Source organism: Nocardioides kribbensis, assembly GCF_015070375.1.
In the GTDB taxonomy this organism is placed as follows: Bacteria; Actinomycetota; Actinomycetes; order Propionibacteriales; family Nocardioidaceae; genus Nocardioides; species Nocardioides kribbensis.
In genome coordinates, this window is record NZ_JADCLL010000002.1 from 52,584 (window position 1) to 73,272 (window position 20,689).

The following is a 20,689-nucleotide window of genomic DNA, read 5'->3' on the forward strand; positions in this document are numbered from 1 at the left end:
GCAGCGGCCCGACCCGCGGGAGTCACTCGGTGGACTCGCTGGAGGAGTCGTCGGGCAGCTCGGCGCTGGGCAGGTCGGAGGGGATGCCGAGCGCCTCGGCGCACTCGGTGGCGGTGTACTCGAAGAACGCGTCGACCTTGGCGTCGTCCTCGTCGGAGATGTCGGGGTCGAAGTCCTCGATCTCGGCGGCGGAGGCGTCGTCGGGCAGGTCGTTGATGGTGTCGATGAAGATCTCGAAGCCCTCGCGGGCCTCCTCGGAGATGTTCTCCGGGGTGCCGACCTCGGCCAGCTGGTCGGCGAAGTCCTTGATGGCGCCGGCGTCGGGCTCCTCCTGGTCGCCGATGCCCGAGAGGATGTCGGAGTAGGTCGAGCAGAAGTCGTCCGACGAGGCGTCGTCGGGGGTCGAGGCCCCGTCGTCGCCGCCACCGCAGGCGGTGGCCATCGAGGCGAGGAGGACGAGGGAGCCAGCAGCGGCTCCGCGGCGCAGACGGGTCAGGGACATGCGATCTCCAGACGTGGGGGTCGGTAGGGGGTCGTCGGGGACCACGTGGTCCTCGCCCGTGAGGGCCCGAGCACGCTGACCCTGCCCCAGCGCGCGCGGTTCATGCCTCCTCCCACCCCGAGGATTTCCCGACCGCGCCGGCACGACCGGCGTCACGACGGACCCGGGGCGCCCGGGCCGCCGAAGGCCGCCGGCAGCGGGCACTCCAGGGCGCGGGCGAGGCGGGCGAGGTAGTCGGCACGGCTGAGGATGACGACGCCGAGGCTGGCCAGGTGCTCGGTGCTCCACTGCACGTCGAGGAGCCGGTCGGGGTGGGCGTCGAGGTCGGCGGCGAGCAGGTCGACGAGCCCGACCAGGGCGACCTTGGAGGCGTCGCGCACGCGGTGGAACATCGACTCCCCCGCGAAGAGCCCGCCGCTGGCCACGCCGTACAGGCCTCCGACGAGGCGCCCGTCCTGCCACGCCTCCACCGAGTGGGCCCAGCCCAGGTCGTGCAGGCGCAGGTAGGCGGCGCGGATCTCGCCGTCGATCCAGCCCGCCGGGCGCCGGGGGTCGGCGCAGGCGTCGAGCACCTCGGCGAAGGCGGTGTCGACCCGGATCTCGAAGTCGCGCGTCGCGCGGCGCAGCGAGCGCGAGACACGCAGCCCGTCGAGCGGCAGCACACCCCGCTCGAGCGGGCAGAACCAGTACATCGGGTCGCCGCGGTGGCCCGAGGGCATCGGGAAGAGACCCTGCCGGTAGGCCGCGAGCAGGGTGCCGGGCTCGAGGTCGGCGCCGATGCCGACCAGGTCGTCGTCGGGGAAGCGGCCCGGGTCGCCGAAGGACCACGGACTGGGCGGGGGCTCGACGGGCACCCGCCGACCGTAGCCCCCGTACGCTGTAAGTCATGAGCGCCCGACGCACCCTGACCGGCACCGTGACCCGCAAGATCGCCCCGAAGGTGACCGGCATGGCCCCCGGGCTGACGACCTCCTTCGTGCGCGAGGCGCTGGCGCGCGCCATCGCCGGCGCCGGCCCGCTGCCTCCCGCCGCCGCGGCCGCCGACAAGCAGCTGGAGGAGCAGGGGGGCGACGTCGACAAGGCGATCCACGAGGTCATCGAGAACCACGTGCGCTACGCCGGCGCCCAGGGCTTCCTCACCAACATCGGCGGCGTCGTCACCGCGGCGGTCACGATCCCCACCAACATCACCGGGCTGGCGCTCGTGCAGTGCCGCATGATCGCCGGCATCGCCCACCTCCGGGGCTACGACCTCGACGACGCCCGCGTGCGCAACGCGATCCTGGCCTGCCTCATGGGCGAGGACACCGTCAACTCCCTGGTCAAGGCCAAGAAGCTGCCCGCCCCGCCGATGGCGCTGGCCACGGCCCCGTCGGGCTCGCCCGACACCGACCGCGCGGTCTCCACCGAGGTCGCCTCCGACCTGGTCACCCGGGTCATGGGCAAGCGCCTGGCCGTCACCGTGGGCCGCCGCGTGCCCGTGGTGGGCGGCGTCGTCGGCATGGGCGCCGACGGCTACTCCACCTGGAAGATCGGGCGCTACGCCGAGCGCGAGCTCCTGCCCCGCACCGCGCGGTAGGCCCCCAGCGCCGCGCGCCCGACCCGCCCGCCCTGGAGCCGGCCCACGACCCGCTCGCGCAGCCGGTACGACGGGCGCAGGTAGGACCGCTGCAGGGCCTCGCGGGTCTCGGCCAGCTCGGCGTGCAGGCGCTGCTCCTCGTGGCTGAGCCGCGCGTTGTCGAGCAGCAGCGCCGCGATCGCGTCGACCGCGGCGCCGGCGACCTGGGTCTCCGACGGCGCGTCGGGGTCGGCCCAGGCGGTGCTGGCCGACGGTCCGCGCAGGTCCTCGAGGTCACCGACGACGTCGTAGCCGCGCGCGCGGACCTCCTCGACCCAGCGCGCGCACAGGTCGGCGGCCCACGGGTGCACGTCGGGCGGCAGCGCCAGGCGGGGCGAGCGCGAGCGCTGCGACAGGGTGCGGTGGGCCAGCAGCTCGCGCACCAGCGGCCGGTAGTCGGCCGGCTCGAGGCGCTGGTTGACGGCCTGGTTGATGCGCCGCACCAGCGCGGTCTCGGGCGCGCCGAGGGAGGGGTTGGCGCGCTCGACGGTGAGGTCGAGCTCGAGGCCGTCGAGGCCGAAGGCGCGGGTGAAGCGCTGCCACAGCAGGTCGGGCGGGCCGCCGGGCGCCGGCACCGTGACCACGTGGATCCGCTCGGGCGGCAGGGCGTGGCCCCAGCGGTCGAGGATGTCGGGGATCTCCTGCACGCCCCAGAACCACGTGGCGATCCGGCTCTCGCGGGCCGGGTCGCGCAGCTGCTCGAGGAAGCGCTCGAAGGTGATGGTGCTGCGGTGCTTGACGTTCTCCTGCCACTCCGCGGGCACCTGGCGCACCAGGTCGCGCACCGAGAGCACGACGTGCACCTCGGCGCCGGTGCCGTCGGCGCGGTGGCCCAGCGACTCCAGGGCACGACCGACCTGCGAGCGCGAGGCGGTCGCGAGGATCTCGTGGCTGATGATCGCCGTGCCCTCGTGGGCGCGCACCTGCGCGGCGAGGTCGTCCCAGGCCCCGAAGGCCTCCGTCTCCAGACCGCCCCACGGCAGCCGCATCAGGTCGAGGGCGGCGAGGAAGTGGGCGTCGAAGCGCTCCGCGGGATAGAGGATGCCGTGCTCCAGCAGCCGCTCGCGGTTGCGGAAGAGCACGTCCTGCAGCCCCGACGTGCCGGTCTTGGGGGTGCCCACGTGGAGCAGGACGCGCTGGCTCATCGCTCGTCCTCTCGGGTCGTGGGGATCGTCGGGGTCGCAGGGCTGGTGGCGCCGCGGTCGTCGTGACGCCGCAGCAGGGCCACGGCGAGGTCGAGCACGGCGGCGTCCGACGGCGGGGCGCCCTCGGCCTCGGCGAGCGCGTCGGGGGCGTCGACGAGCGCGTCGGGGTCGCCGAGCACAGGGTAGCCAGCGCGCAGGACCGCGGCGCGCACCTGCACGGAGCGTCGCGCCACCCACCGGTGGTGCTCCGGCGGCACCACGAGGCGGGGCCCGGCGGTGGCGGACGGGAGGTCGTGGAGCATCGGCACGAGCACCCCGCGCAGCAGCTCCTGGCGCGCCCGCGGCAGCACGAGCAGCCCGAGCCCCACGCCGACCCGGCGTACGAGCTCGACGGCGTCGCCGGAGAGCCGGGGCGCCTGGGGCCGCACCGGGGCGTCGACCACGGCGGGCAGGCGGTCGAGGTCGACCACGACGCGCACGCGCTCGCGGCCCACCCGCGTGGCCCACCGGTCGGCGACGGCGGCGACGTCGAGGGGGCGCGGCACGTGGCGGCGCTCGGTGGTCGCGGCGAGCCACTGCGGCCACGGCGGTGCCCCGTCGACCCCGGCGCTGCGGGCGCTCCAGGTGTGGGCCAGGCCCACCGAGAGCGGGCCGGCGAGCACGAGCACCTCGGGCGCGCGCCCGCCCGGGGGCCGGCCCGCGGCGGCGAGCTCGCGGCGCCACAGCGAGCCCAGCCACGGGTCGCCGGCCAGGCGGTACGCCGGGGCGCGCCGGGCCCACGGCCACGCCGTGCGCACCCGCTGCAGGACCGGGCGCGCGGTGCGGGGGGCCGCCGCGGCCGGGTCGGACGCGCGTGCGGCCGCCTCCCGGACGTCCTCGGCGACCAGGCCGGTGGCGACGCGCACGAGCTCGTCGTCGGGCAGGTCGGCGGGGTCGACGGGGGCCCAGCCGAAGCCGCGCACCTCGGTGGCGCCGACGAGCTCGAGGTCGGGTCGCCCGCGGCCCGGCGCGCTCGCGCCCAGCACCCGCTGCGCGAGCCGCGGGGAGACCCCGCCGGCGAGGTTGAGCCGGCGCAGGAGCTCGAGCTGCTGGGCGCCGGGCAGGACCCGGCCGCGCGTCGGCACCTCGGCCGACCACCGGGCCCACGGGGTGGTGCCGCCGGCCTGCAGGTGGTCGAGCCACGCCCAGGCGCGTCCCTCGCCGGGCGTGCCGCTCACGAGTCGAGCAGGCGGCGGGCCTGGTCGCGCACGCGGCTGCCGATCTGACGGTCGGGGTCCTCGCGGCGCGCGGCCTCGCGGGTCATGGCGGCGAGGGCGTCGACGGCGGCGGCGAGCTGGCGGCGCGGGGGCACCCGGTCGGGGTCGTTCCACGACTCGTCGGGGCCCGGACGCACGGGGCGCAGGTCGGCGACGTCGCCGACGACGTGCACGCCGCTGGCCTCGACCCACTCGATCCAGCGCTCCGACTGCTCCTCGGCCCAGTCGTGGAAGCGCGGCGGCAGGCCGACGCGACCCGACTCGCGACCCACCAGCTCCTGCTCGGCCAGCAGGCCGCGCACGAGGGCGTCGAAGTCGGGGCCACCGCGGGTGCGTCGCCCGAGGCTGGTGTTGAGCCGGCGCAGCAGCGCGCTCTCCGCGGCACCCAGCGAGGGGTTGGTGCGCTCGCTCTCGGCGGGCGCCCAGGCGGGGTCGATGGAGAAGGCACGGCAGAAGCGCAGCCACAGCTCGTCGCCGCCGGGCGCGCCGGGGCCGGCCACCGAGACCCCCGAGCCCCGCTGGGGCACGGTGACGACGTGGACCTGCTCGGGCGGGAGACCGGCCGACCACGTGCCGAGCACGGCGGGCAGGTCGAAGGACCGGGCGAACCACGTGCGGCCGCGACGCGCGCGCTTGAGGAAGCGGCGGTAGCTCCACGTGCGGCCCTGCTTGATGCTCTCCTGCCACGCGGCGGGCAGCTGCCGACCGAGGTCGCGGGCGCTGTAGACGACGTGGATCTCGGTGTCGCCGCCGGGCCCGGCGAGGTCGCGCTTGGCCTTGGCCACGTGCTCGGCGCTGGCGGGGGCGAGGATCTCGTGGCTGACCACGACGGTGCCGGTGCGGCGGCGGACCCGGCGTACGAGCGCGTCCCAGCTGCCCTCGGCGTGACCCGGCTCGCCGCCCCAGTCCTGGCCCTGGAGGTCGAGGGCGGCGCGGAAGTGGAAGAGCGCGGGGCTGACCAGCGCCGAGCGGGTCGGGAAGTGCACGTCGTGGGCGGCCAGCGCCTTGGCGTTGAGGCTCAGCCGGTCCTGAAGGTAGGTCGTGCCGGTCTTCGGCGCACCGATGTGCAGGTAGACCCGGCGGCGGGCGGCGGCACTCACGGTGCTGATTGTGCCAGCGCCCTCACGACCGCCGACGGGCTGGGCCGCCCGAGCCGCTCGGCCATCCAGGTGCTGGTGCCCACGAGGGCGTCGAGGTCGACCCCGTGCTCCACCCCCAGCCCGGTGAGCAGCCACACGAGGTCCTCGGTGGCGAGGTTGCCGGTGGCGCTGGCCGCGTAGGGGCAGCCGCCGAGACCGCCGGCCGAGGCGTCGAACGTCGTCACCCCGGCGCGCAGGCCCGCGGCGGCGTTGGCGAGGGCCTGGCCGTAGGTGTCGTGGAAGTGCAGGGCCAGCCGGTCGGGGCCGATGCCGGCGTCGCCGAAGGCCTCGACCAGCGCGGTGACGTGGGCGGCGGTGCCGACGCCGATGGTGTCGCCGAGGCTGAGCTGCCCGGCGCCGAGGTCGAGCAGGCGGCGGCCGGTGGCCACGACCTGCGCGACCGGCACCGGACCCTCCCAGGGGTCGCCGAAGCACATGCTGACGTAGGCCCGCACGTCGAGGCCGGCCGCGCGGGCGCGGGCGACGGTGGGGGCGAACATCTCCAGCTGGCTCTCCAGCCCGCGGTTGAGGTTGCGCCGGGCGAAGGTCTCGGTGGCCGAGCCGAAGATGGCGACGTGGCGCAGGCCCAGCTCGAGAGCGCGGTCGAGGCCGCGCTCGTTGGGCACGAGCACGGGCAGGTCGCGCGAGGCCTCGCCGAGGTCGTCGGCCAGGCGGCCCATGAGCTCGGCGGCGTCGGCCAGCTGCGGCACCCACCGCGGGTGCACGAAGCTGGTCGCCTCGACCGTGGTGAGCCCCGCGTCGAGCAGGCGGCGCACGAACTCCGCCTTCACCTCGACCGGCACCAGCGACGCCTCGTTCTGCAGGCCGTCGCGCGGCCCGACCTCGTAGATCGTCACCCGCTGCGGCAGGGCGGGGTCGCGCACCACCATCGGCAGGGCACCCACCGCAGGCTCGCCCGCCGGGGTCGCCGCCGTCGGGCCCGCGCCGGGCGTGTCGCCGGCACCGGCCGGGGCCGCGGCCGCGGCGTCACCGGCGGCGGGAGCGCCGGGGCCGCCCGTGCGGGGCTGCTCGCCGCCGGTCACCGGGCGCCTCCGTCGCGATGTGCTCCGCTGCTGGGTTCTTCGCTGCTGGGTGCTCCGTCGCTGGGTGCTCGCGTGCCGGCGCTGTCCGCCCCGGTGCCGGCGGTGCCGGGCGCGTCGGGCGCGGCCTCGACCACGAAGAGCGTCGCTCCCAGCGCGACCTGGCGTCCGGCGACGGCGTCGACCTCGGTGACGGTGCCGGCGAAGGGCGCCCGCAGGGCCAGCTCCATCTTCATCGCCTCCACGACGCCGAGCACGTCTCCCTCGGCGACCTCCTGGCCCACCACCACGCGCACGTCGAGCACGGTGCCCGGCATCGGGGAGACCAGCGTGCCGTCACCCGCGGCGGGCCCGCGGTCGGCGGCCGGGTCGGGTCGTCGGAAGACGTGGCGCTGACCGCGCAGGACGACCTCGACCTCGTGGGCCCGGGCGTCGACGACGGCCTCGAGGCGCTCCCCGTCGACGTCGAGCAGCATCGTGTGGTGCTCGGCGCGCAGCTGCACGACCCGCACCCCGTCGACGGCACCGCCGAGGCCGTCGGCGGCCCGCTCGACGACCACCGGTCGGTCGAGGCCCACCCGCTGCGGGGCGGGCGGCCCGCCGAGGCGGAACCCGTCGGCGTGGAAGGGACCGGCGCCGGGGCGGGCCCGGCCGGTGTCGCCGACCTCGCCGCTGCCGCCGGTCGCGGTGAGCATCGCCTGGGTCCACGCGGCGACGACCCGGGCCTGCGACTCCTCGGGCCGGGGCAGCTCGTGGCGGTCGAGCCAGGCGGTGTCGATCGTGGCGTCGCGGAACTCCTCGGAGGCGACGAGCGCGCGCAGGAAGCCGGCGTTGGTGGTGAGACCGAGGATGGCGGTGCGGTCGAGGGCCGCCACGAGGGCGCGGCGGGCGCTCTCGCGGTCGGGCCCGTGCACGACGACCTTGCCGAGCATCGGGTCGAAGGCGGTCGAGACGACCTGGCCGTCGGCGAGGGCGTGGTCGACGCGGACCACCGTGGCGCCCCGGGGGTCCGCGGCAGGGCCAGCGGCGGGGCCAGCGGAAGGTCCAGCGGCAGGCGCGGCGACGGGGGCGGCCGAGGTCGCCGCGGGCCAGCGCACCAGGCTGGCCCGACCGGCCTGCGGGAGGAAGCCGGCGTAGGCGTCCTCGGCGTAGACCCGCGCCTCGATGGCGTGGCCCACCAGGGTCAGGTCGTCCTGGGCCAGGCCGACCGGCTCGCCGGCCGCCACGCGCAGCTGCAGCTCGACCAGGTCGACCGGAGCGCCGTCGACGCGGGCGACCAGCTCGGAGACCGGGTGCTCGACCTGGAGGCGGGTGTTCATCTCCAGGAAGTAGAACTCCCCGGTGTCGGCGTCGAGCAGGAACTCCACCGTGCCGGCGCCGGTGTAGCCGACGTGGGCGGCCAGGTCGACGCCGGCCTGGCGCACCCGGGCGCGCGTGGCCTCGTCGAGGGTCGGCGCGGGCGCCTCCTCGAGCACCTTCTGGTGCCGGCGCTGGGTGGAGCAGTCGCGCTCGAAGAGGTGCAGCACGGTGCCGTGGGCGTCGCCGAGGACCTGGACCTCGACGTGGCGACCGCGCTCGACGTACTTCTCCACCAGCATGGTGTCGTCGCCGAAGGCCGCCAGCGCCTCGCGGCGCGCGGCGGCCGTGGCCTCCTCGAGCTCCGCGGCCGAGCGCACCACGCGCATGCCCTTGCCGCCGCCGCCCGCGGCGGCCTTGACCAGCACGGGGTAGGCGGCGTCCTCACCGGTCGGCACCACCGGCACCCCGGCGGCCACCGCGATCTCGCGCGCGGCGTCCTTGCGGCCCATGCGGTCCATCACCTCGGCCGACGGGCCGACCAGGACGACACCGGCGGCCTCGAGCGCCCGCGCGAACGCCGCCCGCTCGGAGAGGAAGCCGTAGCCGGGGTGCACCGCGTCGGCGCCCACGGCCACCGCGGCGGCGACCACCGCGTCGACGTCGAGGTAGCTCTCCACGCGCACCGCGGCGTCGGCGGCGCGCACGTGGGGCGCCGTGGCGTCGAGGTCGGTGTGGATCGCGACCGTGCGCAGGCCCAGGCGGGCGGCGGTGCGGAAGACGCGCAGCGCGATCTCGCCGCGGTTGGCGACGAGCAGGGTGTGGATCGTCATCTCGCTCACATCCGGAAGACGCCGTAGGAGGGGCTGGGCACCGGCGCGTGCGCGGCGGCCGCCAGGCCCATGCCGAGCACCCGGCGGGTGTCGACGGGGTCGATGACGCCGTCGTCCCACAGCCGGGCCGTGGAGTAGTACGGCGAGCCCTGCGCGTCGTACTGCTCACGGATCGGGGCGCGGAAGTCCTCCTCCGCCTCGGCCGACCAGTCCTCGCCGCGGGCCTCGAGCCCGTCGCGGCGCACCGTGGCCAGCACCGAGGCGGCCTGCTCGCCGCCCATCACCGAGATCCGCGCGTTGGGCCACATCCACAGGAAGCGCGGGTCGTAGGCCCGCCCGCACATGCCGTAGTTGCCCGCGCCGAAGGAGCCGCCGATGACGACGGTGAACTTCGGGACGACGCTGCACGCGACCGCGGTGACCAGCTTGGCGCCGTCGCGCGCGATGCCGTTGTTCTCGTACTCGCGCCCGACCATGAAGCCCGAGATGTTCTGCAGGAAGACCAGCGGGATGCCGCGCTGGTTGCACAGCTCGATGAAGTGCGCGCCCTTGAGCGCCGACTCGCTGAAGAGGATGCCGTTGTTGGCCACGATGCCGACCGGGTGGCCCCACACGTGGGCGAAGCCGCACACGAGGGTCTCGCCGTAGAGCTGCTTGAACTCCTGGAAGCGGCTGCCGTCGACGACGCGGCGGATCACCTCGCGCACGTCGTAGGGCGTGCGGACCTCCGCGGGCACGACGTCGAGCAGGCCGGCGGGGTCCTCCAGCGGCTCCTCCACCGGGCGCACCTCCCACGGCGGCGGCGGGGTCGGTCGCAGCGTGTCGACGATGCCGCGCACCACCGCGAGGGCGTGGTCGTCGTCGTCGGCGAGGTGGTCGACGACCCCGGACGTGCGGGCGTGGACGTCGCCGCCGCCGAGCTCCTCGGCCGTGACGACCTCGCCGGTCGCGGCCTTCACCAGCGGCGGGCCGCCGAGGAAGATCGTGCCCTGCTCGCGCACGATGACGCTCTCGTCGGCCATCGCCGGCACGTAGGCGCCGCCGGCGGTGCAGGAGCCCATGACGCTGGCGATCTGCGGGATGCCCCGCGCCGACATCGTGGCCTGGTTGAAGAAGATCCGCCCGAAGTGCTCGCGGTCGGGGAAGACGTCGTCCTGCATCGGCAGGAAGGCCCCGCCGGAGTCGACGAGGTAGACGCAGGGCAGGTGGTTCTCCGCCGCGACCTGCTGGGCGCGCAGGTGCTTCTTGACCGTGAGCGGGTAGTAGGTGCCGCCCTTGACCGTGGCGTCGTTGGCCACCACCACGCACAGCCGGCCGCTGACCTGGCCGACCCCGGTGACGATGCCGGCGCTGGGCACGGCGTCGACCGGGGCCCCGACCGCGGCGTCGGCCCCGGGTCCGGCCTGGCCCGGGGTGCCGTACATGCCCGTGGCGGCGAGGGGGCTCAGCTCGAGGAAGGGGCTGCCGGGGTCGAGCAGCCGGTCGACCCGGTCGCGCACCAGCAGCTTGCCGCGGTCGGTGTGCTTGGCCCGCGCGGCCTCGGTGCCGCCGCGCCGCGCCGCGGCCAGCCGCTCGTGCAGGTCGGCGGTGAGCTCCCTGAGGTCTGTCACGCGCCCAGGTTAGCGATCGTTAACCGCAGCGTCCACGGGGTGCCCCCGGCGACCCGTCCGGGGCGGCCGGGGTCTGGAACGTCGCCCGGTGCGCCGGTGAACGAGCGCTAACCTGTGCCGGTGACGACCGAGCAGGACGCCCCGCCCAGCCGGCGGCAGCAGATCCTCGACACGGCGGCCGAGCTCTTCGCCCAGCGCGGCTTCCACGGTGTCTCGGTCGCCGACCTCGGCGCGGCGTGCGGCATCTCGGGCCCGGCGCTCTACAAGCACTTCGCCAGCAAGGACGCCGTGCTGGCCGAGATGCTGGTCTCGATCAGCGAGCAGCTGCTGGCCGTCGGGCGCGAGCGGGCCGCGGCGACCGACTCGCCGGCGGCCGCGCTCGAGGCCCTCGTCGGCTGGCACGTCGACTTCGCGCTGCGCCACCGGGCGCTCATCGTGGTGCAGGACCGCGACTGGGAGTCCTTGCCCCCCGCCGCGCGCGAGCAGGTGAGGCTGCTGCAGCGGCAGTACGTCGAGGTCTGGGCCGAGCAGCTGCGGCTGCTGCACCCCGACCTCGGGCTCGGCGCCGCCCGCGCGACCGCCCACGCGGCCTTCGGGCTGATCAACTCCACGCCCCACAGCGGCCTGCTCGACGACGCCGCCATGCGCGACCTGCTGCGCGCCATGGCCGTCCGCGCCCTGCGCGCCGACGCCTGACCCGGGCCGGGCGACCGCGCGCGGGGCCGCGGGGTCAGGCGACGGGGCTGACCGCGGGCTCGGGCGTGGCGACGGGGTCGGCGACCCGCTCGATGCGGCGCAGCGCCGGCTGGGCGACGAGGGCGAGCACGACCGCGAGGCCGGCCCCGGTCACCGAGACCGCGAAGGCCGCGGTGTGACCCGAGGCGTCGGCCAGGCGCCCGGCCGTGCTGGAGCCCAGGGCGTAGCCGATGCCGGTGGCGCCGGCCATCAGCGTCATCGCGGCGCCGACGCGGGCGCGCGGGGCGACCCGCTCGGCGAGGGTGAAGGTGGTGATCATGTAGGGCGCGATCACCGTGCCGAGCACCATGACGACGGCGACCAGCGGACCGAGGCCGTCGACCAGCAGCAGCGGCGCGGACAGCACGAGCATGCCGACGGCGAAGGCCAGCAGCCGGCGGGCGGGGTGGAAGGAGTCGGGCAGCAGCACCATCGCGAGGCCGGCCAGCACCGAGCCGATGCCCAGCGTCGCGTGCACCAGGCCGGCCAGGCCGAGCTGGCCCTGGGCCTCGGCGAGCACCGACGTGCCGGTCTGCACCGACCCGAAGAGCACGCCCACCAGCAGCTGGGCCCCGAAGAGCGCCGCGAAGGTGCCGGTCACCAGGCGGCCGCGCGCGGCGCCGGCGTGGTCGGGGTCGACCAGACGGGCCGTCGGGTGCAGGCCGAACCACGTGCCGAAGGCCAGCAGCAGCGCGGCGGCCACCACGACCGCGGTGCCGGGGCTGGCGATCGCGACGACGACGCCGAGCAGCGCCGGGCCCAGCACGTACGACGCCTCGTCGGCCGCGCCCTCGTAGGAGAACGCGGCGTCGACCAGCCGCGAGCGGGCCGCGCCGGTGCCGCGGGTGATCGGGCGCCAGCGCACGCGGGCCAGCGGGCCCACCTGCGGGATGAGCAGGCCGGCCGCGCCGGCCGCGGCGACGAGCACGCCGGTGGCGGCGCCCCGGTGGGCCAGTGCGACGAGCACGAGCAGGCCCGCCCCGCCGAGGAGCGACTGCACGACCACGACGGGGCGCTGGCCCAGGCGGTCGGCGAGCGCGCCGGCGACCGGCGAGCCGACCGCGTTGGCCACGGCGAGGCTGCCGGCGGCCAGGCCGCCCGCGGCGTAGGAGCCGGTGACGGAGGAGACGAGGAGCAGGGCGCCCATCTGGCTCATCGCGGCGGGCAGGCGGCCGACGAAGGCGACGACGACGTAGAGCGGGCCGGTGAGGCCGAGGAGACGGCGGTAGCTGACGAGGGGTGACACGGATCGATCTCGAATCTCGCTGGTGTCGGGGCACGACACGTCCGGCGCGCGTCGAACCCACCTCCGAGACGCGCAGGAACCCTCTGCTCCGACCATCGTAGCGAGTGCTACGTCGCGCCGGGAAGTCCTCGTCCGCGCCGCGGCGCCGGGCCGGGTCGCTCAGAACAGACGGTCGAGCGCGGCCCCGGGGGCACCGTCGGCGCCCGGGTCGCCGGCGCCGCGCTCGAGCAGGTCGAGCAGCCGCGCGGCGCGCACGCTCGCGTCGAGCGCCAGGGTCAGGTCGTCGAGGTCCTCCCCCGCGCCGGCGGCGTCTCCCTGGCCGGGGTGGTCCCCGCGACCGGCCGGGCCGGGGTCCGCGCCGTGATCCCCGTGGTCGGCGTGCAGCCGCGCCAGCAGCTCCTCGCGGCCCAGTCCGCGCAGGTGCAGCAGCACGAAGGGGTCGGCCTCCAGCAGCCAGGTCAGCTGGTAGAGCACCGCGAGGGCGTGCGCGCAGGGGTCGGTCCGGGCGGGGCAGGTGCAGGTGGTGGCGAGCTCGCCGCCGTAGGGCAGCAGCTCGACGCCGGCCTCCTCGGCGTGCTCGACCAGGTCGTGGGGCAGGTCGCCGCCCAGCAGCGCGGCCACACGGCCCGAGGCGGCCGCCACCGCCTCCACCAGGGCCTCGGCGCCCGGCCGGTCGAGCACGGGGACCTCCCCGGAGACCGTCCACAGGCCGTGGGCGTCCTCGACGGAGGCGAGGAAGGACCCGTCGTCGACGCTCACCTGACCCACCCGGCCGCCACGGGCCAGGCTGCGGCCGGCGGCCAGGTCGGCCTCGGCGTAGGCCGACTCCTCGACCGCGCGCACCCACGCCTTGCCCCACCACGTGCTCGCCCGGGTGCGCGAGCGGCGCGGGGCGAGCCGGGGGTGGAGCAGGGCGGTCACGGGAGGTCCGGCCCGCCGGACGAGGCGCCCCCGGCGACGTCGCGGCGCAGGGTCACGAGGTCGCGCAGCTCCTCGTTGCTCAGCTGCGTGAGCGCGGCCTCCCCGCCGCCGAGCACGGCATCGGCCAGCGCCCGCTTGCGCGCCAGCAGCTCGGCCACCTTCTCCTCGATCGTGCCGCGGGTGGTCATGCGGTGCACCTGCACCGGGCGGGTCTGACCGATGCGGTAGGCGCGGTCGGTGGCCTGCTCCTCGACCGCGGGGTTCCACCAGCGGTCGAGGTGGACGACGTGGTCGGCACGGGTGAGGTTGAGCCCCGTGCCCCCGGCCTTGAGCGAGAGCAGGAAGACCGGCGCGGGCTCGTCGGGCGCAGCGTCCTGGAAGCGCCGCACCATCGCCTCGCGCTCGCGCACAGGGGTGCCGCCGTGGAGGAACTGGTGGGCGATCCCCTGGGCCGACAGGTGCGACTCGACCAGCCGCGCCATCGCGACGTACTGCGTGAAGACCAGGGCGGCGCCGCCCTCGGCGAGCACCGTGGAGAGCAGCTCGTCGAGCAGGTCGATCTTCTCCGAGCGTCCCGCGACGCGGCCGCCCGACTGCTTGAGGAAGTGCGCGGGGTGGTTGCAGATCTGCTTGAGCCCGGTGAGCAGGGCCAGCACCAGGCCGCGCCGGGTCTCCTCGTCGGCCCGCTCGATGCGCTCCATCGTGTCGCGCACGAAGGCCTCGTAGAGCACGGTCTGCTCGCGGGTCAGCGAGAGCGGGTGGTCGGTCTCGGTCTTGGCCGGCAGCTCCGGGGCGATGCCGGGGTCGGACTTGCGCCGGCGCAGCAGGAAGGGCTCGACGAGGTCGGCGAACTGCCGGGCCTTGGTCGGCTCGAGGCCCGACTCGATGGGCGCGGCCCACACCTTGCGGAAGGCGTTGCGGCTGCCGAGCAGCCCCGGGGTGGCCCAGTCGAGGATCGCCCACAGCTCGGTGAGGTCGTTCTCGACCGGGGTGCCGGTGAGCGCGACCCGGGCGCGGCTCGGGATGCGGCGCAGGTGGCGGGCCGTGGCCGAGCGGGGGTTCTTGACGTGCTGGGCCTCGTCGGCGACCACGAGGTCCCAGGCCACACCGGCCAGCTGCTCGTAGGAGACCCGCATCGTGCCGTAGGTCGTCAGCACGAAGCCGGGGTCGCCGGTCAGGCCCGCCTCGAGGTCGTCGAGGGAGCGCTGGCCGCCGTGGAAGCGGCGCACCGGCACGCCGGGGGCGAAGCGCGCGATCTCCGCCTCCCAGTTGCCCAGCAGCGAGGTCGGGCAGACCACCAGGGTCGGGCCGGTGGCGCCCTCGTCGTGACGGTGCAGGTGCAGCGCGATGAGGGTGACGGTCTTGCCCAGGCCCATGTCGTCGGCCAGGCACGCCCCCAGCCCCAGCGACGTCATCTCGGCCAGCCAGGTCAGGCCGTGGCGCTGGTAGTCGCGCAGGGTCGCGCGCAGGCCGGGGGGAGTCTCGACGGGCGCCCTGACCGCGGCCTGCGTGATCCGGTCGCGCATCTTCAGCAGGCTCGCCCCGACCACCACCTGCTCCAGGGCGGCGGGCTCGGCGTCGGCACGACGGCGCTCGACCACCCCGACGCCGGTCAGCGCCGTCGCGAGCGCCTCGACCGCCGAGAGCGAGCGCACCATCCGCTGGCGGGCCTTGCGGGCGACCGCGGGGTCGACGACGGTCCAGCCGCCCCGCAGCCGGAGCACCGGGGCCGCGGCGCCGGCCAGCTGCTCCATCTCCTCCTCGGTGAGCGGGTCGCCGTGCAGCGCGACCTGCCAGCGGAAGGCGAAGAGCTGGTCGGGGGCCAGGATGCTGTCCTGGAGGGCCTCCTCCCGCGGGCCGGGCGCGGCCCGGCCGGGTGGGGCGGGCCGCGCGTCGAGCACCGCCGTGGCGGTGAGGTCGCGGCCCAGCGAGCGCGGCCACAGCACGTCGACCCCGCGCTGCCCGAGCACGCCCACGCCGACCTCGAGCAGGCTGACCAGCTCCTCGGCGTCGAGGGTGATCTCGTCGGGCACGCGCTGCTCGAGCAGCCGCTCGAGCACCGGCCAGGTGTCGGCGGCGGCGCGCAGCGCGACGAGGGCGTGGGTGCGGGCCCGGTCGCCGAACCCGTGGCCGCCGGGCTCGCCCGGGTCCTGCGTCCACAGCAGCGCCGCGTCGCAGACGTGGAGCGGGTTGCGCTCGTCGTGCACCTGGGGCACCAGCCGCACCGCACCGGCGACCAGCTCCTCCTCGTCGGCCTCCACCCGCAGCGACACCGTCACCAGCTGCGGGCGGTCGTCGGCCGGCTCCTCGCGGTGGGCCTCGATGCGCCGGCGCAGCCGGTCGGCGAAGGTCTCCCCCGACCCTGACCCCGACCCCGAGCCCGGCCCCGTACGCCGCGCAGCGCCCGCCGCCCGCCGCGCACCCGGCGCGTCCGCGCCGCCGGGCCGGGCCGCGTCGCGCCCGCCGGTGGGGGCGCCGCGAGGCATGGCGTCGCACACGGCGTCGAGCACCTGCCGCACGACGGCCTCCGCCTCCTGCTCGCTCAGGTCGTCGTGGTGGCGGGCCCGCGCCAGCATCGCCACCCGGTCGGCGTCGGCGTCGTCGAGTGGTGCGGCGCGCCACGAGGCCGGGCCGGTCCCGCCGTCGGGGACACCGGCCCCGACCGCGGGCTCGAACCGGCCCGCGGCCACCAGCCGCAGCCCCAGCAGCGCCGCGCCGGAGAGCAGGGCCACGCTCGGGTGGAGGTCGTCGCGCGTGTGGGCCCGGGTGAGCACCGGCAGCGCCGCCCGCATCGGCAGCGCGACCGTGCGTCGCTCGTCGACGAACTCCACCACGCTCTCGCGGGGCGGGTCGGCCGGCCGGAAGCAGGCCGTGCCGGTGACGGGGACGAAGCTCAACGCAGCACCTTCGCAGCCGGGTCGGGGAGGGGACACCGACCGTAGCCGCCCCCGCCGACCACCCCCGCCGACCACTCCCGCCGACCAGCCCCGCCGACCGGCCTCCCCCGGCGCCGGTGGCCGCGCGCCGCGGCCCGCACCCCGGGCCGGGCCCGCCCGCCGCAGGGGCGCCTGGGCGCGCCGTAGGGTCGGGCCCATGAGCATCCTCGACGCCCCGATCGCCCGCCTCGACGGCACGCCGAGCACCCTGCGCGAGATCACCGGCGGCCGCCCGGCGCTGCTGGTCAACGTGGCCAGCCGCTGCGGCCTGACCCCGCAGTACGCCGGCCTCGAGCGGCTCCACGAGGAGGTCGCCCCCCAGGGCTTCACCGTGGTCGGCCTGCCGTGCAACCAGTTCGCCGGCCAGGAGCCCGGCTCGGCCGAGGAGATCGAGGAGTTCTGCTCCGCGACCTACGGCGTGACCTTCCCGATGACCGAGAAGGTCGAGGTCAACGGGGAGGGCCGCCACCCGGTCTACGCCGAGCTGGTCCGCACCCCCGACGAGCAGGGCGAGGCCGGCGACGTGTCGTGGAACTTCGAGAAGTTCCTCCTCGCCGCCGACGGCACCGTCGTCGCGCGCTTCGGACCCCGGGTGGAGCCCCACGACCCCCGCCTCGTCGACGCCGTGGCCGCCCTCGTCGGCTGACCCGCCGGCGGCACCCGCCGCCACCGGCCGGCACCGGCCCCTCCCCGACCCGACCCCCGACCCGACTCCCGGACCCGTCCCCCGCCCTCCGGCGGGAGGCGGGTCCGCTGTCGTTCGCCGGTCCCCGGCCACGGATCGACCTCACCCCCACGGGTGGGCTCCGGGTAAAACCCGTGTGACGGGGCCGACGTAACGCCGGGGCGTTCCAGCGTGCCTGCGCCGACAAGACCCCTCTCAGTGACGGCGCGCACGATCCGCCGACTTGAACGATCCAGACCCGCCTCGCCATGGTGGTCGTTGCCTCGCGGCTCATGCAGCCGCACCGGTCGACGGGCCTCACGCAGCGCCCACCGGCAGTCAGGACCCACGACCCCGTCGTGCGCCGTCCGACCCATCTCACCAGTTCTGCGCATCAGCGCGTCCACCGAGAGGCTTCTCCATGTCCTTGCTCGAACGACACTTCAACGACCCCCACACCGACCACACCGGCGCGCCCGCCGGCCAGACCGGCCGCGTCGTCTCCGCCGACGAGGTCCTCGACCTCACCGTGCGCAGCCGGGTCTCGCTGCCCGGTCCGCGCCCGCGCGAGATCGTCGCGGTGCTCGACCCCGTGCGCGCCGACCCCGAGGACGCGACCTCCTCGGTGCGCACCGAGGAGGAGGTGCTGGCGGCCGCCGCCGAGCGGCTGACCCGCCACCTCCAGCCCGGCGAGCTCGTCGCGCCCACCGACGACGGCCAGCTGCGGCTGCGGCTGCGCCACGAGGACAAGGCCGCGCGCCCCGAGCGCCTGCAGGCCATGGCCTACCACGCCGTCGAGGCGCTGGAGTCGGTCGACCACCGCGAGGGCGACCGGCCCGCGGTGCTCGACCTCGGCGTCGGCTGGGCCCCCGTGAGCCGCAAGCAGGACGCCCACCAGGCCGAGGAGTACGCCGCCTCCGCCGCCGCCGAGTCGGTCCTGCAGCGCGACCTGCAGCCGCGACAGCTGGGTCGTCACCTGCGCGTGCGCCGCCCCCACATCGACTGGTGGTCGGCCGGCAACCAGGTCGCCATGGCCACCGTCGGGGCGGTCTTCCTGCCCTTCCTCGCCCTGGTCGGCCTCTACTCCTTCGGCCTCGACGTCTCCAGCGCCCTCTACTGGGTCCTCGTCGGGTCGCTGGGCGTGACCGCCCTGACGCTGTGGGCCGAGAGCTCCTACGCCCTCGACCCGCCGCGGCTGCCGGCCCGCCCGAGCGCCCCGGCGCCGCGGGCGAGCGCCGTCATCGCGGCGTACCTGCCCAACGAGGCCGACACCATCGTCGAGACCCTCGAGACCTTCCTGGCCCAGGAGTACTCCGGCGGCCTGCAGGTCGTGCTGGCCTACAACACCCCCTTCGCCCTGCCGGTCGAGGACGACCTGCGCGCGATGGCCGAGGCCCACCCCGACCTGACCCTGCTCAAGGTCGAGGACTCGACCTCCAAGGCGCAGAACGTCAACGCCGCGCTGCGGGTGGCCGAGGGCGAGCTGATCGGCATCTTCGACGCCGACCACCACCCCATGCCCGGTGCCTTCGAGCGCGCGTGGCACTGGATCGGCGCCGACGAGGACCCCGCCGACGTCGTGCAGGGCCACTGCGTCATCCGCAACGGCTCGGAGTCGGCCCTGGCCAAGCTGGTCGCGGTGGAGTTCGAGCAGATCTACGCCGTCTCCCACCCCGGCCGCGCCCGCCTCCACGGCTTCGGCATCTTCGGCGGCTCCAACGGCTACTGGCGCGCCTCGGCGCTCGAGCGGATCCGCCTGCGCGGCTCCTTCCTCACCGAGGACATCGAGGCCTCGATGCGGGTGCTGGAGGCCGGCGGTCGCATCGTCAACGACCCGGGCCTGATCTCGCGCGAGCTGGCCCCCGAGACCCCCCGCGCGCTGTGGAAGCAGCGGATGCGCTGGGCCCAGGGCTGGTTCCAGGTCTCGCTGCGCCACCTCGGCCCGATCCTGCGCTCGCGCAGCCTCAGCCTGCGCCAGAAGATCGGCGCGTCCTACCTGCTGGCCTGGCGCGAGCTCTACCCGTGGATCTCCATCACCGCCTGGCCGCTCTTCGGCTTCCTGGCCTGGCGCGACGGCGGGCTCGACATGACCTCGCCGCTCTTCCTGCTCATCACCCTCTTCGTGAGCGTCTCGGGCCCGCTGCAGACGATGGCGGCCTACCGCCTCGCCGCTCCGGAGATCCGGGCCCACAAGGCGTGGTTCTGGGGCGCGATGGTGGCCAACCTGCTGCTCTACACCGAGGCCAAGAACCTCGTGAACCGCGTGGCCCAGCTCAAGCAGCTGCGCGGGGAGCACCAGTGGGTCGTCACCCCGCGGCGCTCGCGCGGCGACGAGGCCGCCTCCGCCGAGCAGCCCCCGTCCGACCGCACGACCGACCGCACGTCCGCCGAGACCGAGGAGGTGGCCGCATGAGCTCGACCCTGACCTCACGTCCCACCGCACACCCCGACACCACGCAGGACACCAGCCAGGACGCCGGCCTCGCCACCGGCCCGACCGGCCGCACGCCGTCGCAGGACCCGGTCGCGGCCACCGCGTCGCCGTCCTCGCCGGTCTACCCGCTCGGCTGGCTGCGCGCGCTCGCGGCGCTGTCGGTCGTGACCTTCCACGCCTACCAGAACAACCGCTCGGGGCCCGACTCCGCCTGGCCCTTCAGCGGGATCGGGCACCAGCTCATGGGCGGCACCGACCTCTTCGTCGACATGTTCTTCGTGCTCTCGGGGCTGGTGCTGTGGCTGCCGATCGCCCGCGCCGCCGAGCGCGGCGTGGCCAGCCGGTCGGGGCGCGCCCTGCTCTACCGGCGCATGGCCCGGCTGCTGCCGCTCTACGTCGTGCTCGTGCTGCTGGTGTGGTCGCTGACCAACCCGACCTTCCCCGGTCACTGGGTCGACCTGGTGACCCACCTGACCTTCACCCACATCTACAGCGACCAGTACATCTTCTGGACCAACGGCCCGGCCTGGTCGCTCGCGGTGGAGTTCCACTTCTACGTGCTCGTCGCGCTGAGCGTGCCGCTGGTCAACGCCGGTGTCCGCCGTGCCACCACCCGCCGCGGCCGGCTGGCCGTCGCCTCGGCGCTGCCCGCCGCCCTGGTGGTCGTGAGCCCGGTCTACCTGGCCTGGGCGATGCTCGCGGGCGTCCCCCACACCGACTGGTCGACGTGGTTCTCCCCGCTCTCGCGGGCCACCGACTTCGGCCTCGGCATGGGCCTGGCCCTGCTCGCGGTCGCCGGCGTCCGCCTCGGCGGCGCCGCCCGCGGGGCGCTGCTCGCCCTCGGGCTGGGTGCGCTGATCGCCCTGGTGATCACCCGCCCGCTCTCGGTGGCCGGCGAGTGGTGGCACCCGCTCTACGCCCTCGCCATCTGCGTGGCGCTGTCGTCGATCGTGCTGCACGACGGGCCCTACCCGTCCTGGCTGTCGTGGCGCCCGCTCGCCTGGCTCGGCGGCCTGGGCTACGGCATCTACCTCATCCACGAGCCGGTCATGCGCTTCCTGGGTTCCCTCGGCCTCTTCCCCGACCCCGCTCCCGGCTGGCGCTTCCTCGTCACCGCGGTGCTGGTGGCCGTGCCTTCGGTGGCGCTGGCCTGGGTCAGCTCGCGCACCGTGGAGGCCGCGGGTCAGCGGATGCTCGGTCTCATGGAGCGCGACGGCTCGCCGCGCGACTTCTACGCCCACCTCGAGGAGCCGGCGAGCGCCGGGTCCCGGCGCGCCTGACGAGATCGACCCCGGCCACCCGGCCCCGGCCCGA

16 protein-coding genes are annotated in these 20,689 nt (G+C 76.0%); 5 read left to right on the forward strand and 11 right to left on the reverse strand.

From position 1 onward, the window contains the following. Window positions 1–22 precede the first annotated feature (22 nt). Both IR170_RS06010 and aat read right to left on the reverse strand, forming a co-directional pair. On the reverse strand, window positions 23–502 hold the full coding sequence (locus IR170_RS06010) for a hypothetical protein (protein WP_193661659.1): 480 nt from the start codon (window positions 500–502) through the stop codon (window positions 23–25). A 152-nt stretch (window positions 503–654) separates the two neighbouring features. Further along, the gene (aat, locus tag IR170_RS06015; RefSeq protein WP_193661660.1) at window positions 655–1,356 is read right to left on the reverse strand and encodes a leucyl/phenylalanyl-tRNA--protein transferase; all 702 of its coding nucleotides are present in this window, start codon (window positions 1,354–1,356) and stop codon (window positions 655–657) included. Window positions 1,357–1,388: 32 nt separating this feature from the next. Between aat and IR170_RS06020 the strand changes: the two genes are divergently transcribed. Further along, a complete protein-coding gene (locus IR170_RS06020) occupies window positions 1,389–2,081 on the forward strand; it encodes an EcsC family protein (protein WP_082500454.1) in 693 nt (230 codons plus the stop codon). Here the strand turns inward: IR170_RS06020 and IR170_RS06025 are convergent. From IR170_RS06025 to IR170_RS06050, 6 genes are read right to left on the reverse strand one after another with little or no spacing between them, the layout of a single operon-like run. Then, window positions 2,042–3,265 (reverse strand): hypothetical protein, encoded by a 1,224-nt coding sequence (locus IR170_RS06025; protein WP_193661661.1) that lies wholly within the window; start codon window positions 3,263–3,265, stop codon window positions 2,042–2,044. The two genes, IR170_RS06020 and IR170_RS06025, sit on opposite strands and share 40 nt — an antisense overlap. Beyond that, window positions 3,262–4,482 (reverse strand): hypothetical protein, encoded by a 1,221-nt coding sequence (locus tag IR170_RS06030; protein ID WP_193661662.1) that lies wholly within the window; start codon window positions 4,480–4,482, stop codon window positions 3,262–3,264. The genes IR170_RS06025 and IR170_RS06030 overlap by 4 nt, the downstream gene beginning before the upstream one ends. Continuing rightward, on the reverse strand, window positions 4,479–5,621 hold the full coding sequence (locus IR170_RS06035) for a hypothetical protein (protein ID WP_193661663.1): 1,143 nt from the start codon (window positions 5,619–5,621) through the stop codon (window positions 4,479–4,481). The genes IR170_RS06030 and IR170_RS06035 overlap by 4 nt, the downstream gene beginning before the upstream one ends. Next, window positions 5,618–6,703: a hydroxymethylglutaryl-CoA lyase gene (locus IR170_RS06040; protein ID WP_425572648.1), complete on the reverse strand. Its 1,086-nt coding sequence runs from the start codon at window positions 6,701–6,703 to the stop codon at window positions 5,618–5,620. Before IR170_RS06040 ends, IR170_RS06035 begins: the two co-directional genes overlap by 4 nt. After that, window positions 6,700–8,829, reverse strand: a complete 2,130-nt coding sequence (locus tag IR170_RS06045) for an ATP-binding protein (protein WP_193661664.1) — start codon at window positions 8,827–8,829, stop codon at window positions 6,700–6,702. Before IR170_RS06045 ends, IR170_RS06040 begins: the two co-directional genes overlap by 4 nt. A gap of 5 nt (window positions 8,830–8,834) precedes the next feature. After that, entirely contained in the window at window positions 8,835–10,439 is a 1,605-nt protein-coding gene (locus IR170_RS06050; RefSeq protein ID WP_193661665.1) for a carboxyl transferase domain-containing protein, read from the reverse strand. 120 nt (window positions 10,440–10,559) lie between these two features. On the opposite strand from IR170_RS06050, the gene IR170_RS06055 reads away from it, so the two are divergent. Further along, window positions 10,560–11,135, forward strand: coding sequence for an SACE_7040 family transcriptional regulator (locus tag IR170_RS06055; protein ID WP_251534539.1), 576 nt, complete (start codon window positions 10,560–10,562; stop codon window positions 11,133–11,135). 34 nt (window positions 11,136–11,169) lie between these two features. On the opposite strand, the gene IR170_RS06060 is transcribed toward IR170_RS06055, so the two are convergent. The 3 genes from IR170_RS06060 to IR170_RS06070 form a co-directional block, all read right to left on the reverse strand. Beyond that, window positions 11,170–12,420: an MFS transporter gene (locus IR170_RS06060; protein WP_056865159.1), complete on the reverse strand. Its 1,251-nt coding sequence runs from the start codon at window positions 12,418–12,420 to the stop codon at window positions 11,170–11,172. A gap of 159 nt (window positions 12,421–12,579) precedes the next feature. Continuing rightward, the gene (locus tag IR170_RS06065) at window positions 12,580–13,341 is read right to left on the reverse strand and encodes an SWIM zinc finger family protein (protein WP_193661667.1); all 762 of its coding nucleotides are present in this window, start codon (window positions 13,339–13,341) and stop codon (window positions 12,580–12,582) included. Beyond that, a complete protein-coding gene (locus tag IR170_RS06070) occupies window positions 13,338–16,238 on the reverse strand; it encodes a DEAD/DEAH box helicase (protein ID WP_227488765.1) in 2,901 nt (966 codons plus the stop codon). Before IR170_RS06070 ends, IR170_RS06065 begins: the two co-directional genes overlap by 4 nt. Before the next feature lie 196 nt (window positions 16,239–16,434). Between IR170_RS06070 and IR170_RS06075 the strand changes: the two genes are divergently transcribed. The 3 genes from IR170_RS06075 to IR170_RS06085 all read left to right on the forward strand — a co-directional run bounded on the left by IR170_RS06075 (window position 16,435) and on the right by IR170_RS06085 (window position 20,655). Next, complete coding sequence (locus tag IR170_RS06075) at window positions 16,435–16,923, forward strand: glutathione peroxidase (protein ID WP_056865157.1); 489 nt, start codon at window positions 16,435–16,437, stop codon at window positions 16,921–16,923. A gap of 439 nt (window positions 16,924–17,362) precedes the next feature. After that, window positions 17,363–19,354: a glycosyltransferase gene (locus tag IR170_RS06080; RefSeq protein WP_227488766.1), complete on the forward strand. Its 1,992-nt coding sequence runs from the start codon at window positions 17,363–17,365 to the stop codon at window positions 19,352–19,354. Further along, complete coding sequence (locus IR170_RS06085; protein ID WP_193661668.1) at window positions 19,351–20,655, forward strand: acyltransferase family protein; 1,305 nt, start codon at window positions 19,351–19,353, stop codon at window positions 20,653–20,655. The genes IR170_RS06080 and IR170_RS06085 overlap by 4 nt, the downstream gene beginning before the upstream one ends. Window positions 20,656–20,689: the final 34 nt, after the last annotated feature.

Excerpts from the sequence above, each read along its gene's own strand:
- IR170_RS06010 (WP_193661659.1), bottom strand. The coding sequence starts at position 502 with ATGTCCCTGACCCGTCTGCGCCGCGGAGCCGCTGCTGGCTCCCTCGTC.
- IR170_RS06020 (WP_082500454.1), top strand. The coding sequence starts at position 1,389 with ATGAGCGCCCGACGCACCCTGACCGGCACCGTGACCCGCAAGATCGCC.
- IR170_RS06025 (WP_193661661.1), bottom strand. The coding sequence starts at position 3,265 with ATGAGCCAGCGCGTCCTGCTCCACGTGGGCACCCCCAAGACCGGCACG.
- IR170_RS06045 (WP_193661664.1), bottom strand. The coding sequence starts at position 8,829 with ATGACGATCCACACCCTGCTCGTCGCCAACCGCGGCGAGATCGCGCTG.
- IR170_RS06075 (WP_056865157.1), top strand. The coding sequence starts at position 16,435 with ATGAGCATCCTCGACGCCCCGATCGCCCGCCTCGACGGCACGCCGAGC.
- IR170_RS06080 (WP_227488766.1), top strand. The coding sequence starts at position 17,363 with ATGTCCTTGCTCGAACGACACTTCAACGACCCCCACACCGACCACACC.
- IR170_RS06085 (WP_193661668.1), top strand. The coding sequence starts at position 19,351 with ATGAGCTCGACCCTGACCTCACGTCCCACCGCACACCCCGACACCACG.